The organism is Massilia sp. DD77 (genome assembly GCF_036961685.1).
Lineage (GTDB): Bacteria > Pseudomonadota > Gammaproteobacteria > Burkholderiales > Burkholderiaceae_D > Telluria.
The window spans coordinates 133,432-148,266 of the sequence record NZ_JBAMDH010000009.1; the positions used below are offsets into that span (position 1 = coordinate 133,432).

The following is a 14,835-nucleotide window of genomic DNA, read 5'->3' on the forward strand; positions in this document are numbered from 1 at the left end:
CATCTCATGCATAAGCCTGGCTCCCGCGTGTCGTCGCCGAACCTCAAGTTCCGCCTGGCCTTCGTGGCCGCGGCGCTGGTATTCGTGGCGACCCTGCTGGTCACGCTGTCGACCTTGTCGGTCGCCGAGCGCGGCATGAAGGAGGTGATCGGCAACCAGCAGTTCACGATGCTGACCGGGGCCGTGTCCTTCATGGACGACCGGATCGGCGACCGGCTGCGCCAGGTCGAGGCGGTGGCGGCCAATGCCCCGGCCGCCGCGCTGTCCGACAACATGCTGATGCAGCAATACCTGGATGTGCAGGCCCGGATGTGGGGCAACGACTACCTGAATTTCCTGACCCTGGCGCGCAGTGGCGAAATGGTGGTCACCCTGCGCGAATTCCCTGTCGGCCGCCACCTGAACGCCGCCGGCGTCGATTACTTCGAGCGGGTGATGCGTACCCGCGCCAGCGTGATTTCCGAACCCTTGCGCAGCCGCTTGTCGGACAAGAACGTCGTCATCTTCGCGGCCCCGATCCGCAACCCCGCCGGCGAGGTGGAGCAGGTGCTGGTGGCGAGCGTCGACCTGCAGGGTTCGGGATTCCTGCGCCAGATCGGCGCGCTCAGGCCGGGCAAGACCGGCTACCTGTTCCTCATGACCGCGGACGGAATCATGATCGACCATCCGGAAAAGGATCGCGTCATGCAGCCGGTCTCCGCCAAGCCCGGCGCGAATACCGGGACCGAGCGTGCCTTGAAGGGTTACGAAGGCTGGCTGGAAGCGCGCAGCAAGGACGGGCGCGAGTCGATCTATGCCTACAAGCGGCTGCGCTCGACCGGCTGGATCCTGGCGGCGCGCTACCCGACCGACGAGGCCTTCGCGCCGCTCGCGGAGATGCGCCGCAACGCCTTCTTCGGCGCCCTCGGACTGGCCCTGGCCTCGGGCATGCTGGCCTGGGTGCTGGTGTTCCGCCTGCTGGGGCCGCTCGAAGCGCTGCGCGACCGGGTCTGGTCCATTCGCCACGACGCCACCGACATCGCCGTGCTGTGCGACGGCCGCAAGGACGAGATCGGCGAGCTGGGCCGTGCTTTCTACGAACTGATGGCCGAGCGCGAGAAAGCCGAGGGCGAGCGCAGCGCCACCGAGAAGCGGCTGCGCCTGATCGCCGACAACCTGCCGGTGCTGATCGCCTACCTGGACCGCGAGCGGCGCTTCCAGTTCGGTAACGCCACCTTCGAGAAATGGTTCGGCGTGCGGCCGGAAGAGCTGGTCGGGATGACGGTCTCCGAACTGATGGGACGCGAAGCTTATGGCCAGGTACGCGATTTCCTTGACGAGGCCTACGCCGGGCGCAGCGTCACCTGTGAAGTACATCTGAACGCCCAGGGTGCACCACGCTTCCTGCAAGGAACATTCATTCCCGACATCCAGCCGGACGGTTCCGTGGCCGGCGTATATGCCCTCAAGCACGACGTCACCCATACCAAGGAAGTCGAGGCCCAGCTGGTGCAATTGACCCGCGTCGATACCCTGACCGGGATCGCCAACCGGCGCATGTTCTCGGAAACCCTGCAGCACGCCCTCGACCGCGCGCGGCGCAGCGGCAAGGGGCTGGCCCTGGCCTACCTCGACGTCGACCACTTCAAGCGCATCAACGACAGCTATGGACACGGGGTGGGCGACGAGGTGCTGAAGGAATTCGCGCGCCGCCTGACCGCCGGCGTGCGCAACACCGACACCCCGGCGCGCCTGTCGGGCGACGAGTTCGTGGTGATTCTGGAAGAAATTTCCACGCGCGCCGAAGCGGAGCGCATCGGCGCCAAGATCGTGGCCTCGATGCGGGTGCCGATCGAGACCAGCAAGGGCCCGATCCGGGCGTCGAGCAGCGTGGGGATCGCGCTGTCGCAGCCGAACCAGGGCCAGGAAGAGCTGCTGGCGGCAGCGGACAGCGCGTTGTACACGGCGAAAGGGAAGGGGCGGGACGGCTATGCGGTCTTCGACGAGGATACGTCGCCAAAGGAGGTGCGGCCGGCGTCGCCAGGGCTGGCGGCGCCGGGGGAGTGAGCGGAAGGGCGGAGAGGGTGGCCAACCCTAGGTACAAGCTGCGGCTCGTTCTTATAGTCCCTGCGGATAGGTCTCCGGCGGTTCGTTCGAATGCCAGCCGCTGGTCGGATCGAGCGGTACCACCGCCGTGGTCCGGTCGAAGTGGATCACGGCGTCGAACTGGCGTGGCAGCTGGGCCATGAAATAGTGGCTCTGGCGCTCGGTGCGCGGCAGGTAGAGCACGCCGATGGCGCGCTCCAGGCGCCCCTCCATCAGGACTTCGCGCGCCGGACCGGGATCGCGCAGCGGCACATAGAAGTCGCCCAGGCCGGTGCTGTGCAGCAGGTGCTCGTAGCTGCCGGCCAGCCCTGGCCGCACGTGCTTGTGCTCGGCCGGTCCGTCCCATTCCGAGGCCGCCGTCACGCGCCCCTCGTAGGTCGAGAAACCGATCAGGCAGGTATCCTGGCCATAGGCCTTGCGCGCCAGCTCGCCCACGTTCCATTCGCCCATGCGCCCGATCTCGGTGGCGCGCGCGTCGCCGATATGGGAATTGTGCTCCCACACGACGATCCGCGCCGGCTTGCCGTCGCGCGAGAGGTGGCGCGCGAGCGCGTCCAGGGTCTCGGCCATGTGGCTGTCGCGCAGGTTCCAGGACGAGACCCGGCCGCGGAACATGGTGCGGTAGTATTCCTCGGCGTTCTTCACCAGGCGTGCGTTCTGCTGGGCGCAGAAGTAGGCGTCCTCGGCGTCGATGCCGTCGCCCTGCATGTAGTCGAAGCCGCGCTGCTGCAGGTCGTGCAGGGCCGCCAAGACGCCTTGTTCGCAGGATTCGCTCATGCCGAAGCTGGCCGCGTAGCCGTATTGCTGGCTGTCGCGGTCGTAGTGGTCGAAGCAGGCATAGCGGCGGCGCGCCTCGCGCGCGGCGGCAGGGTCGACCCGGTCGAGGTAGCCGAGCACCTCGTGGATCGAGGTGTACAGGCTATACAGGTCGAGCCCGTAGAAGCCGACACCGTCCCCGGCGCCGGCGGCGGCCGCGCTGGCCGCGTTATGCGCGTGCAGCCACTCGACGAACTCGAGCACGGCGGTATTGCGCCACATCCAGGCCGGGAAGCGCTCGAAGCCCGACAGGGCGGTGCGGGCGTCCGGGTCGTGGCCGTGGCCGCGCACGTAGCGGTTGACCCGGTAGGCGTCGGGCCAGTCGGCTTCCACCGCCACCGCGGTGAAGCCCTTTTCCTCGATCAGGCGGCGCGTGATGCGCGCCCGCTCCGCGTAGAACTCGTGGGTGCCGTGGGTGGCTTCGCCCAGCAGCACGAAGCGGGCGTTGCCGACCAGGTCGAGCAGGGCGTCGTAGTCGCCCGCGGCGCCCGTGACCGCCACGGCCTGCGAGCGGATCGCATCGAGGGTGGAGTCGGTGATGGTGGCCATGATGTCAATGCAGCGTTCGGTCGCTGGCGGGCGTGTGGTGGGCCGTGTAAGGGGTCACGCCGCGCTCGATGAAGGACTTCATGCGCGCCAGGTCCTCGTCCATCCGGCGTTCCGGGTCCTCGCCGAGCATGCGCGCCAGGCCGTGGCCGAAGGCGCCGCCCGGCGGCGTATAGGCCATGCGCACCGTGACCCGGGTGCCGCCGCGTACCGGCTCGAAGCTCACCGCGCCTTCCTGCTCGATCTCCGAGCCCGGTTCGCTGCGCCAGGCCATGTGGTCGGGGCGGGCCTGTTCGGTCATGACGGCGTTCCACGCGTACTCGCTGCCGCCCGGACCCTTGACCACCCAGTGCGAGCGGCGGTGGCCCAGGTCGCGCACTTCGCTCACGTGCGACATGAAGCGCGGGAAGTTGTCGTAGTTCGACCAGGCGTCGTACACCTCTCCGGGCGCGGCGTCGATCTCGATCGATTTCTCGACCTCGATGCGTCCCCCGAGGCTGCGGCTGCGCACCATGCCGGCCAGGCGCGCGCCGCCACCGCTCTTGACCAGGAGGGCCAGCGCGCCCAGGCCGAGCAGGACGCCGAGCGGCGAACGGCGCGCCAGGCCGGTCAGGCCCAGTACCCCGCTGCCCAGCAGGGCGGAGTTGGTGATGGCGGGGCTGCGGTGCTCGAAGGCGTTCACCAGTTCGTCGAGCCAGCCGCGCGCCTGGGCGGCGGCGTCGCGCACGCGCGAACGGGCATGGTCGGCCGCCGCGTCCATGCGGCCGCGCGCCTCCCAGGTATTGCGTTCGATGTCGTGGCGCAGTGCGCGCGCGTCCTCGCGGCCCTGCTCGCGCCATTCACGGTCCTTGCGCCACTCGCGCTCCTCGCGCCATTCACGCGCCTCATCGGCGGCGGAGGCGATGCGTCCGCGCGCCCGCGAGGCGGCGCCGGACGCGCTCGCGGCGGCGTCATGGGCGGCGTCGGCGATCCGTTCGCCGGCCCGGGTGGCCATGGCGTCGGCGCGGGCATAGGCCGCGGAGGCGCCGTCGCGCGCCGCGTTCAGGCGGTCGGCCGCGATGCGCAGGGCGCTGCCGATGGCGTCGCCGGTATGATGGCCGGCGTCGCGCACCGCGTCGGCGGCATAGGCCCGCCGCGCCCTCCCGCGTTCGGGATCGAAGACGTACATCAAGAGGGCGCCGGCGGCGGCCGCGCCGATCCATTTGCCCATGTCGCCCAGTTCCATCCGGTTGTCGGTCTTGATCTGTTTCATGTCGGCTCCTCTCGATTGGGTTGGGGCCGGCGCTTGCCTTCCTGGCCGGGCGTCGCCGCCCAGGCCTGCGCCAGCAGGTCCTGTACTTCCTCGTCGGTCGTCTGGTCGAACTCGCGGTACCACTGGCCCACCGCGCGAAAGCGCGGCGGCGTCACCAGGCAGACCACCTCGTCGACCTGTTCCTCCAGGGCGGCGACGGTATCGGGCGCGCCCACCGGCGCGGCCACCACCAGCCGGCCGGGGTGCTGGCGACGCGCCACCTCGACCGCCGCCTCCATCGTCGCCCCGGTCGCGATGCCGTCGTCGACCAGGATCACGGTGCGGCCCCGCAGCACGGGCTGGGGCCGCGCGCCCCGGTAGCGCCGCTCGCGCCGCGCCAGTTCCTGCTCCTCGCGCAGGGTCACGGCGTCGACCTGCTGCTGCGTCACTCCCATCAGCCCGGGCACGCCCGGCTGCAGGACGCGCACGCCGCCGCCGGCGATCGCGCCCATGGCGAATTCTTCCTGCCCGGGCAGGCCGAGCTTGCGCACCAGCATCAGGTCGAGCTCGGCATGCAGGGCCTCGGCGACCGGGAAGGCGACCGGCACGCCGCCGCGCGGCAGCGCCAGCACCAGTGTCTGGCTGCCCGCATACCGCTTGAGCCTGCGCGCCAGCTGCCTGCCCGCGTGCGCGCGGTCGCTGAAGCCCTCGTGTTCCATGCTGCGCGTCCTGAAAAACGAAAGACGGCGTTTCCTGCGGCATGCGCCGCACCGCGAAAAAACAAAAGACCGCGTTTTCTTGCGGCATACGCCGCACGCGGTCTTGCGAACCACCCGGCGGTGGCCCGTGCGTGGCGCCAGGCGCTTACTGGATGGTCAGGCGGCGCGCTTCGCTGCCCTGTTTTTTCGGCAGGGACAACTGAAGGACGCCGTTCTCGAGCCTGGCCTGCGCGGTCGTGTCGTCGACTTCCTGCGGCAGGGTGAAGCTGCGCATGAACTTGCGTGCGGTACGTTCAGCATACACCACCGTTTCGCCCTCGCGGCGTTCGTTTGCCTGACGGCATTCCGCCTCGATCTGTACGCGCGCGCCGTCGATACTGACCTTGACGTCCTCCTTCGCGACGCCCGGCAGGTCGGCCTGCACTTCATAGGTCTTGTCGGTTTCGGCGACGTTCAAGCGTGGGGTGAGGGCGCCTTCCTCGCTCCAGCGCCCGCCTTGCGCGAGCGGCGCGAAGAAGTCCTCGAACATGGTCTCGACCATCCGGCCGAACTGGTCCTCGACCGAGCCCGGACGGTAGGCCGGCAGCGGCGAACCGCTTCTCCTGACGAGATTCATGATGGCCTCCGATTCGGTTGGACATGATGCATATGCCGGCCATGCCGGCACTTTCTTTATAGGGCAGGGCCAGGCAAGTTTCAAGCGGCGTGAGCGGCGGCCGCCCGGCCGCCGGCGGAGAGGCGGGAAGCGGTTCCCCGCCAGGACAGGTGTTCAGCCGAGCTGGCGGCGGTGGAAGCGCAGGTGGTCGGCGACGAAGCTCTGGATGAAGTAATAGCCGTGGTCGTAGCCGGGATGGCGGCGCAGTTCGAGCGGCTGGCCGGCGCGGGCGCAGGCCTGTTCGAAGGCTTCGGGCAGCAGCTGTTCGGCCAGGAACTTGTCGGCCAGTCCCTGGTCGACCAGGATGCCGCCGGGGAAGGGCGCCTTGGCCATGCCGGCCATCAGAGCGCTGGCGTCGTAGGCTTCCCAGGCTGCCGTGTCCGGTCCAAGAAAGCCGCCGAAGGCCTTCCTGCCCCAGGGGCAGCGGCTGGGCGCGGCGATCGGCGCGAAGGCCGACACCGAGCGGAACAGGGTGGGATTGCGCAGGGCCATCACCAGCGCGCCGTGGCCGCCCATCGAATGGCCGAAGATGCCGGCGCGGCCGGGATCGGCCGGCAGTTCGGCCAGCACCAGTTCGCGCAGCTCCAGGAGGTAGCTGGCCATGCGGTAGTGGCGCGCCCACTCGCCCTCGGTGGCGTCGACGTAGAAACCGGCCCCCACGCCGAAGTCCCAGGACTCGGTCTCGCCGGGCACGCCGGCCCCGCGCGGGCTGGTGTCGGGCGCGACCAGGATCAGGCCTTCCTCGGCCGCCACGCGCTGGGCGCCGGCCTTGGTCATGAAGGTCTCTTCGGTGCAGGTCAGGCCCGCCAGGTAGAACAGCACCGGCAGCCGCTTGCCTTCATGGCCGGGCGGCAGGTAGACGGAGAAGCGCATCGGCAGGCCGATGGCGCTGGAAGCGTGGCGGTAGAAGCGCTGCACGCCGCCGAAGCAGGCGTGTTCGGAAAGAAGTTCGAGCATGGCGGGAACGAAAGTGAAGGAAAGCGCCAGTATGCCGTGTCCGCGCCGGCCGTGTCTGCTACACCATGCCGAATGCGCCCAGCACGGCCCCCGCGCCCAGCAGCCAGAGCAGGTGGATGCGGGTGCGCCAGACCACCATGCAGGTGACCGCTGTCAGCAGCCACAGCGGCCAGTTGGCGACCCCGGCGCCGCTGCCGCCGGACGCCGCCAGCAGCCAGGCGGTCGAAAGCAGCATGCCGATCACCAGCGGCCCCATGCCTTGCTTGAAGGCGCGCACGGCGCGCAGCTCGCGGTTGCGGTGGCCCCATTGCGCGACCTGGTAGGTGAAGATGGTGGAGGGCAGCATGATGCCGATCATGGTGGTCGCCACACCGAGGAAGGCGGCGGCGGTGCTGCCGGCGTTGAGGCCCACGTGCCAGCCCATCAGGGCCACGAACAGCACGTTCGGCCCGGGCGCGGCCTGGGCCAGGGCGATCGCTTCGTTGAACTGGGCCTGGGTCAGCCAGCCCTGCTGCTCCACCAGGTAGCGGTGCATCTCGCTCGAGGTCGAGATCGCGCCGCCCAGCGACATCAGGGACAGCATCAGGTAGTGGCCGAACAGGTCGAGCCAGTCCTGCCAGCCGAGCACGATCTGGTGGGCGCTCATCGCAACCCCCGCCAGGCCAGCAGGCAGCCGAGGCCGCCCAGCGGGAACAGGACCCAGCTCAGCGGCACCCGCACCCAGGCCAGCAGCACGAAAGCGCAGGCGGCGATGCCGGCGCCGAAGATCAGCGGCACCGGGTTGCGCGCCAGGGTGGCAGCCATGCGCAGGCCGGTGGCGGCGATCAGGCCGGCCGAAACGGCGGCCATGCCGCGCAGGGCGCCGGCCACGTGGGGATTCTCGGCGAAGCGCGCATGCACCAGGGCCAGCAGCAGGACCACGACCAGCGGCACGGCCAGCAGGCCGGCCAGCGCCGTCAGCGCCCCCGCCAGGCCGAACCAGCGCGCGCCGAGCATCATCGCCAGGTTGACCACGTTCGGCCCCGGCATGATCTGGGCCACCGCCCAGTCCTCGATGAATTCCTCGTTGCTGAGCCAGCGGCGGCGCTCGACCACTTCGCGCTGGACCACGGCCAGCACGCCGCCGAAACCCTGCAGCGCAAGCAGGGTGAAGGCGATGAAGAGGGCGGTCAGCGAGTGGGGACGGGGCTGGGCGGGGCCGGCGCCGTACCCGGATGCGGGCTCGGGCACAGGGGAAGCGGAGGGTGTAGCGCTCATGCGGCCATTATTGCACGCCCACCTTTCGCCAGGCTTTCAGCCGCCGCCGATCCCGCGCATGACGCGGCCGCTGCCCCCGCATTCGGGACAGGCCTTGCCGTCGCCCAGGCGGCCGGTGCCGGCGCAGGCCTCGCAGATATCCTCGCCGGCGCCCGGCGTGCCGGGTTCGGCTTCGTCGCCGGGATTCAGGTCGGGATCGGGATGCATGCTCATGGCGGCCTCGCTCGGTTGAAGTGGTGCTGCGATTGTAGGCAGGAGCGGCGCGGGGCGGCGCAGCGCAGGCTGTCACCGCGGGGCGGCCTTCGTCCGGGCGGAGTGATACGAGTGTGATATTGACTTCACCGGGTGATGCTGAATAATCGTGGGGCGCAATCCCACCCCCATCATGGAGGCCCGAATGAGCCCCAGTCCTAGCGAACCGGGTCCCGTCCTCTTCACCACTTCCGACCTGAGGCGCAACCTGCGCCAGCGCGACGTGGTCGCGCGCGGCATTGGCCTGCTGCGCGACTGCGGCACACTCGCTGCGCTCGAGTTCCTCAAGCGGCACGCGGTCCAGCCCCAGGTCATCGAGCGCGTGCTGCTCGATCCGGCGCGCCGCGCGGCGGCCTGATTTGCCGGTTCGCGCAGTTTCTGCCAGGCTGCTTATGCACATAAATTGTGCGTGGTTAATTTTGCAAGCGGCGCTGTCAAAACCGCAACAGCGTCACGTAAACCCTTGATTTTCGTAGTTAAGCACAGTGCCTTCCCAATAGGCAAATTGTTGAAACCCGCATCCCGGGCCGCATCCGGCGTGTCAAGCCCCTGTTTTTCCACAGTGTTTTCCACAGACTTTGTGGATATCCGGAAAAGTTTTTATTTTTCCAATACTTAGCGCGTCTTGTAGATGTAAACCTTCAGGACATGTCGGTTCCCTTGTGTCGGCCGTGGAAAGGACTTGCGCTTTCTACTTGCTCAACAGGACTGGATAAATGTACAGTATGGCATTTTCCATCCCAGAGCACCATGTCCGCCGTCCTCATCCCCGCCCAAGACGACCCTTTCGCCGCGCTCAACCCGGAGCAGCGTGCGGCGGTCGAGCACGACATCGGCGTGGAGCAGCCGCGTCCGCTGCTGGTGGTGGCGGGCGCCGGTTCGGGCAAGACCAATACCCTGGCGCACCGGGTGGCGCGCCTGATCCAGGCCGGGACCGATCCCCAGCGCATCCTGCTGCTGACCTTCTCGCGCCGCGCCGCCAACGAGATGACGCGGCGCGCGGGCGGCGTGCTGCAGCGCCTGCTGGGCAAGTCCGGCAGCCGGACCCAGGTGGACCTGCCATGGGCCGGCACCTTCCACGCGGTGGGCGCACGCCTGCTGCGCCAGTTCGCGGGGCGCATCGGCCTGGACGACTCCTTCACCATCCACGATCGCGGCGACTCCGAGGACCTGATGGGCATGGTGCGCCACGAGATCGGGCTGTCGCAGACCGAGAAGCGCTTTCCCCTGAAGGGCACCTGCCTGTCGATCTACTCGCGGGTGGTCAACAGCCGCGCGCCGCTGGACGAGGTGCTGCAGGCCTTTTTCCCCTGGTGCGGCGAATGGGAAGCCCAGCTCAAGACCCTGTTCGGCGCCTATGTCGACGCCAAGCAGGAGCAGAACGTCCTGGACTACGACGACCTGCTGCTGTTCTGGGCCGAGATGGCGGCCGACCCGGAGCTGGGGCCGGAACTCGGGGCGCTGTTCGACCACGTGCTGGTGGACGAATACCAGGACACGAATCGCCTGCAGGCATCGGTCCTCACCGGCATGAAGCCGGACGGAAGGGGCGTGATGGTGGTGGGCGACGACGCCCAGTCGATCTATGCCTTCCGCGGGGCGACGGTGCGCAATATCCTCGACTTCCCGCAGCAGTTCAGCCGGCCGGCGCAGCTGATCACCCTGGAGCGCAACTACCGTTCCACCCAGCCGATCCTGGACGCCTCGAACGCCGTCATCGCCGGCGCCCTGGAACGCCACGCCAAGACGCTGTGGACCGACAAGGCTTCGAGCATGAAGCCGCAGCTGGTCCTGATTCCCGACGAGGCCGAGCAGGCGCGCTGGGTCTGCAATCGCATCCTCGAACAGCGCGAGGCGGGCGTCGCCCTGACCCAGCAGGCGGTACTGTTCCGGGCCGCCAGCCACAGCGCGGCGCTCGAGCTGGAACTCATGCGCAGGAATATTCCCTTCGTGAAGTTCGGCGGCCTGAAGTTCCTGGAAGCCGCGCACATCAAGGATGTGCTCGCGGTGCTGCGCTTCGCCCAGAACCCGGCCGGACGCATGGCGGGCTTCCGCGTGGCCCAGCTCATTCCGGGTATCGGCCCGGCCACCGCCTCGCGCCTGCTGGACGCGGTGGGCGAGAGCACCGACCCGGTGGCGGCCTGCGAAGCCTTCGCCGTGCCGGCGCGCAGCAAGGAAGACTGGGATGCCTTCCTGGCCCTGTACCGGCGCCTGCGCACGCCCGGGCTGCGCTGGCCGGCCGACATCGAACTGGTCAAGCAATGGTACCTGCCGCACCTGGAGCGGATGCACGACGACGCCCACGTGCGCGCCGCCGATGTGGAGCAGCTGGCGGCGCTGGCCGGCGGCCATGGCAGCCGCGAGACCTTCCTGGCCGAGATCACGCTCGACCCGCCCGAGGCCACCAGCGACCGCGCCGGACCGCCGCTGCTCGACGAGGACTATGTGATCCTGTCGACCATCCACTCGGCCAAGGGCCAGGAATGGAAGTCGGTGCACGTGCTGAACGTGGTGGACGGCTGCATTCCCTCGGACATGAGCACCGGCAGCCAGGACGACATCGAGGAGGAGCGCCGCCTGCTCTACGTGGCGATGACGCGCGCCAAGGAGAACCTGCACCTGGTGGTGCCGAACCGCTTCTTCATCAAGCAGCAGTCGCAGATGGGCGACCGCCATGTCTATGCGGCGCGCACGCGCTTCGTCACCCCGGCCATGCTCAAGCATTTCGAGGAATGCGCCTGGGTCGATGCCGACCGGCGCGAGGTGCGCGGGCCGGTTCCGGAGAGCGTTCGCATGCTCGTGCGGGAGCGCGCCAGGAACGCATGGAAATGACGAAAGATGACGGCACGATGAAGGCCGAAGTCGGAAGGCGGGACGCGACTTATCCCCCGGCTCCCACTTTTGTAGGACTTCGCCGCAGGAGCGGCAGGACATGGAAGTGGCCGTTGTGCAAGTAATTGATTTTACTAAGGATATTTTTTGCCTGTAGAACGGGCATTTTGTTGAAACCCGCACCAATACTGACCTTGCGGCTTGTCAAGTGCCGCTTTTCCACATACTTATCCACAATTCTTGTGGATAGGGCGAAACTTTGAATAGAATCAGCCACTTAGCGCTGATCTTTGCGTTAGCTCAAGCCTGCCGCCTTGGCCAGGGCTTGCATGCCCGCGAGCGCTTCCATCGCCAGTGACACCCCATCGTCCACCTGCGCTTCGCGCGGATTGACGCGGATGACCGGGACGCCCTGCGCCTCGGCGCAGCGGCGCACCGAAGGAATCGCCATGCCGGCGCCCAGTTCGATCACCGCCAGCCGTCCCAGCTTCCTGCGCCACGCGTCCAGGCGCTTGCATTGCTGTCCCGTGCGCGCATCGATCCAGGCGCTGTCGCCGAACATCAGGATGTTGGGACGCGCCAGTGCGCCGCAACGCGGACAGTAGGGCAGGGCCGAGGTGAGCAGGCATTGCGTGCTGTCGACCTGCGGCACGAAGCCGTCCGCCGGCCAGATCGCGTCGCAGCAGGGACGGGTGCATTGCAGGTGATGGATCGAGCCGTGGCATTCGGCGATACGGTCGCCGTCGAACCCGGCCTGTTGGAACTGGCCGTCCACATTGCTGGTGAACACAAAGCTGCCGTGGGCCATGCGCTCGCCGAGTGCGCGCAGGAGTGCGAAACCATGGTGCGGCCGGGTGCGCCGGTACAGGTCCAGCCGGTGGCCATAGAAGCCCCAGGCCAGGCGCGGGTCGGCGTCGAAGGTGTCAGGGCAGGCCACCTCGTGGAAAGGCAGTCTGCGTTGGGCAAGCGCCGGATAGGCGCGCCAGAAGCCGGCCGTGCCGCGAAAGTCGGGCAGGCCGGAATCGACGCCGATCCCGGCGCCGGCGGCGATCAGGAGGCCGTCCGCTCCCTCGAGCAGGGCGGCGGCGCGCTCGATGGCTTCATGCGGGGGCACGCTGGACGGCATGCTTGAGTCGCTCCAGTTCGGCCAGGAAGCGCTCGCTCGCCAGGGCGGGCGGCCAGGGCTCCCAGGGCGTGCAGCCGTAGTGCAGGGCGAGCGGATCCGCGTCCAGCACGGCGGCGCGGATCTTGAGGGTGCGCCGCACTTCCTCGATCGACCAGCCCGCCACGTGCACCGCCTCGGTGGCCGCCGCCAGCCGGTCGGCGCGCTTGTGCGCCGCGTGCGCCCGTGTGTCCCAGGCGGGCAGGCCGTAGCGCAGGAAGACCGCGTGTTCCAGGCGCCGGGTCAGGTCGCGAAAGGCGTCGCCCAGGAAGGGCTTGATGACCGAAATCGCGTCGAAGCCGAGCAGGCCTTCCTCGGCGTCGTGCAGCAGCTCGCGCAATTCCTCCAGCGGCGATAGCGGGCCGCGGCCGGCGGCGCGGCGCAGGAGCATCACCGTGATCGAATGCTGGGCCACCGACAGGGGCAGGGGCCAGGCCGAGTGGCCGCCCCAGCGGTAGGTGCGGGCCAGGCCCAGGGCCAGGTCGGCGTCGTCCCAGTCGAAGGGGGTGGGGTCGAGCAGGTCGAGCCGGCGGCCGGAGGGCATGCGCACCCAGGCGCGGGTGTTCGCTGGAGCTGGGACGTGTTGCGCGACCGCTTGCTTGACATTGTGCATGTGGCGATTTTACACACGGCGGCCGCCAAACTACGCATAATTGATCCAGGCAAACACCGTCTCCGCGCCGCCTTCCTACACTGGTTTGGATCAGGCGTGCGGACGCGTGTGAAGGAGGCGGCATGAGCGGAATTGACAAGACGGTCGACTGCGACCTGCTCGTCGTTGGCGGCGGTATCAATGGCGTGGGCATCGCGCGCGACGCGGCCGGGCGCGGGCTGAAGGTGCTGCTGTGCGAGAAGGACGATCTGGGCGCGCACACGTCCTCCTCGTCCAGCAAGCTGATCCACGGCGGCCTGCGCTACCTGGAACACCGCGAATTCGGCCTGGTGCGCAAGGCCCTGATGGAACGCGAAACCCTGCTGCGCAGCGCCCCCCACATCATGCGCCCGCTGCGCTTCGTGATGCCGCACGACCTTGGCCAGCGCCCCGCCTGGCTGATCCGTGCCGGACTCTTCCTCTACGACCGCCTGGCGCGGCGCGAATTCCTGCCCGGTTCCGAAAGCGTGGAGCTGGGCGCGCACCGCGCCGGGCAGCCGCTCAAGCCCCAGTTCACGCGCGCCTTCGTGTATTCCGACGGCTGGGTGGACGATGCGCGGCTGGTGGTGCTGAACGCCCTCGACGCCCGCGAACGCGGCGCCACCGTTCTGCCGCACACCCTGTGCAGCGAGCTGCTGCGCCGTGCGGACTACTGGGACGCGACCCTGGTGGCGGAGGGCGCGACCATCAGGGTGAGGGCGCGCGGCCTGGTCAACGCGGCCGGGCCCTGGGCCGGACGGCTGGCGCGCCAGGCCAACGCCGCAGCCCCGCACCGCAAGCTGCGCCTGATCAAGGGCAGCCACATCGTGGTGCCGCGCCTGTTCGACCATTCCTGCGCCTACCTGTTCCAGCATCCGGACGGACGGGTGGTGTTCGCCATTCCCTACGAGGGCGCTTTCACCCTGATCGGCACCACCGACGTCGACTACGAAGGCGACCCGGGCGATGCGGCCATCGGCGTGCAGGAAAAGCGCTACCTGTGCGAGCTGGCCAACCGCTACTTCCGGCGCCAGGTCGCGCCCGAGGACGTGGTGTGGAGCTATTCCGGCGTGCGCCCGATCCTGGAGGACGAAGCGCACAGCGCGGCCGCCGCCACCCGCGACTACTACCTGGAGCAGGACGCCGCCGGCCCGCCTCTGCTGTCGGTGCTGGGCGGGAAAATCACGACCTACCGCAAGCTGGCCGAGCAGGCGATGGACTGGATGGCCCCCGCGCTCGGCTGCGCCGCCCCGGCTTGGACGGCGGGTGCGGTGCTGCCGGGCGGAGACCTGTTCGGGCCGCTGCCCGAAAGCCGCGCGGTGCTGGAGTTCGACCGCTGGGTAGCGGCCCTGCAGCGCCGCCACCCCTGGCTGCCGGCGCCGCTGGCGCTGCGCTATGCGCGGGCCTACGGCACGCGGGTGGAACGGATGCTGGGCGGGGCGGGCTGCCTGGCGGACCTGGGGGCGGAAGTGGTAAGCGGCCTGTACGAGGCGGAGCTGCGCTACCTGATGCGGGAGGAGTGGGCGACGGCGGCGGCGGATGTCCTGTGGCGGCGGACCAAGCTGGGGCTGCACCTGGCGCCGGGGGCGGCCGAGAAGGTGGGGGCGTGGATGGCGGAGCAGGGGAGTAAAACGCTGGAGCCGGCATGACCGCGCATTTAAACAAACGTCGTTCCGGCGAAGGCCCAAGGCC

At 69.0% G+C, this 14,835-nt stretch carries 14 protein-coding genes; 4 read left to right on the forward strand and 10 right to left on the reverse strand.

Annotated features, from left to right (window positions below):
- Positions 1-6: 6 nt before the first annotated feature.
- Positions 7-2,046: a diguanylate cyclase domain-containing protein gene (locus V7778_RS07235; protein WP_335553242.1), complete on the forward strand. Its 2,040-nt coding sequence runs from the start codon at positions 7-9 to the stop codon at positions 2,044-2,046.
- Between the two features lie 51 nt (positions 2,047-2,097).
- Here the strand turns inward: V7778_RS07235 and V7778_RS07240 are convergent, their stop codons facing one another.
- From V7778_RS07240 to V7778_RS07275, 8 genes are all read right to left on the reverse strand, one after another.
- Positions 2,098-3,450, reverse strand: coding sequence for an erythromycin esterase family protein (locus V7778_RS07240; protein WP_335553244.1), 1,353 nt, complete (start codon positions 3,448-3,450; stop codon positions 2,098-2,100).
- Between the two features lie 4 nt (positions 3,451-3,454).
- Positions 3,455-4,699, reverse strand: a complete 1,245-nt coding sequence (locus V7778_RS07245; protein WP_335553246.1) for an SRPBCC family protein — start codon at positions 4,697-4,699, stop codon at positions 3,455-3,457.
- Positions 4,696-5,397: a phosphoribosyltransferase gene (locus tag V7778_RS07250; RefSeq protein WP_335553248.1), complete on the reverse strand. Its 702-nt coding sequence runs from the start codon at positions 5,395-5,397 to the stop codon at positions 4,696-4,698. The genes V7778_RS07245 and V7778_RS07250 overlap by 4 nt, the downstream gene beginning before the upstream one ends.
- A 145-nt stretch (positions 5,398-5,542) precedes the next feature.
- Positions 5,543-6,013 carry an Hsp20/alpha crystallin family protein gene (locus V7778_RS07255; RefSeq protein ID WP_335553249.1) on the reverse strand — a complete coding sequence of 157 codons (471 nt, stop codon included), beginning with the start codon at positions 6,011-6,013 and terminating at the stop codon, positions 5,543-5,545.
- A gap of 153 nt (positions 6,014-6,166) precedes the next feature.
- Entirely contained in the window at positions 6,167-7,009 is an 843-nt protein-coding gene (gene fghA / locus V7778_RS07260) for an S-formylglutathione hydrolase (protein WP_335553252.1), read from the reverse strand.
- A gap of 58 nt (positions 7,010-7,067) precedes the next feature.
- The gene (locus V7778_RS07265; RefSeq protein ID WP_335553254.1) at positions 7,068-7,655 is read right to left on the reverse strand and encodes a chromate transporter; all 588 of its coding nucleotides are present in this window, start codon (positions 7,653-7,655) and stop codon (positions 7,068-7,070) included.
- Complete coding sequence (locus V7778_RS07270) at positions 7,652-8,266, reverse strand: chromate transporter (protein ID WP_335553256.1); 615 nt, start codon at positions 8,264-8,266, stop codon at positions 7,652-7,654. The genes V7778_RS07265 and V7778_RS07270 overlap by 4 nt, the downstream gene beginning before the upstream one ends.
- A gap of 36 nt (positions 8,267-8,302) precedes the next feature.
- The gene (locus V7778_RS07275; RefSeq protein ID WP_335553258.1) at positions 8,303-8,479 is read right to left on the reverse strand and encodes a hypothetical protein; all 177 of its coding nucleotides are present in this window, start codon (positions 8,477-8,479) and stop codon (positions 8,303-8,305) included.
- A 184-nt stretch (positions 8,480-8,663) separates the two neighbouring features.
- Between V7778_RS07275 and V7778_RS07280 the strand changes: the two genes are divergently transcribed.
- Positions 8,664-8,876 (forward strand): hypothetical protein, encoded by a 213-nt coding sequence (locus V7778_RS07280; protein WP_335553260.1) that lies wholly within the window; start codon positions 8,664-8,666, stop codon positions 8,874-8,876.
- A 392-nt stretch (positions 8,877-9,268) separates the two neighbouring features.
- Positions 9,269-11,350 carry an ATP-dependent helicase gene (locus tag V7778_RS07285; RefSeq protein WP_335553261.1) on the forward strand — a complete coding sequence of 694 codons (2,082 nt, stop codon included), beginning with the start codon at positions 9,269-9,271 and terminating at the stop codon, positions 11,348-11,350.
- A 295-nt stretch (positions 11,351-11,645) separates the two neighbouring features.
- Here V7778_RS07285 and V7778_RS07290 read toward each other — a convergent pair whose 3' ends face one another.
- Positions 11,646-12,476 (reverse strand): SIR2 family NAD-dependent protein deacylase, encoded by an 831-nt coding sequence (locus V7778_RS07290; protein WP_335553263.1) that lies wholly within the window; start codon positions 12,474-12,476, stop codon positions 11,646-11,648.
- Positions 12,451-13,056, reverse strand: a complete 606-nt coding sequence (locus V7778_RS07295; RefSeq protein WP_335553276.1) for a phosphohydrolase — start codon at positions 13,054-13,056, stop codon at positions 12,451-12,453. The genes V7778_RS07290 and V7778_RS07295 overlap by 26 nt, the downstream gene beginning before the upstream one ends.
- A gap of 191 nt (positions 13,057-13,247) precedes the next feature.
- Between V7778_RS07295 and glpD the strand changes: the two genes are divergently transcribed.
- Entirely contained in the window at positions 13,248-14,792 is a 1,545-nt protein-coding gene (glpD, locus tag V7778_RS07300) for a glycerol-3-phosphate dehydrogenase (protein WP_335553265.1), read from the forward strand.
- Positions 14,793-14,835: the final 43 nt, after the last annotated feature.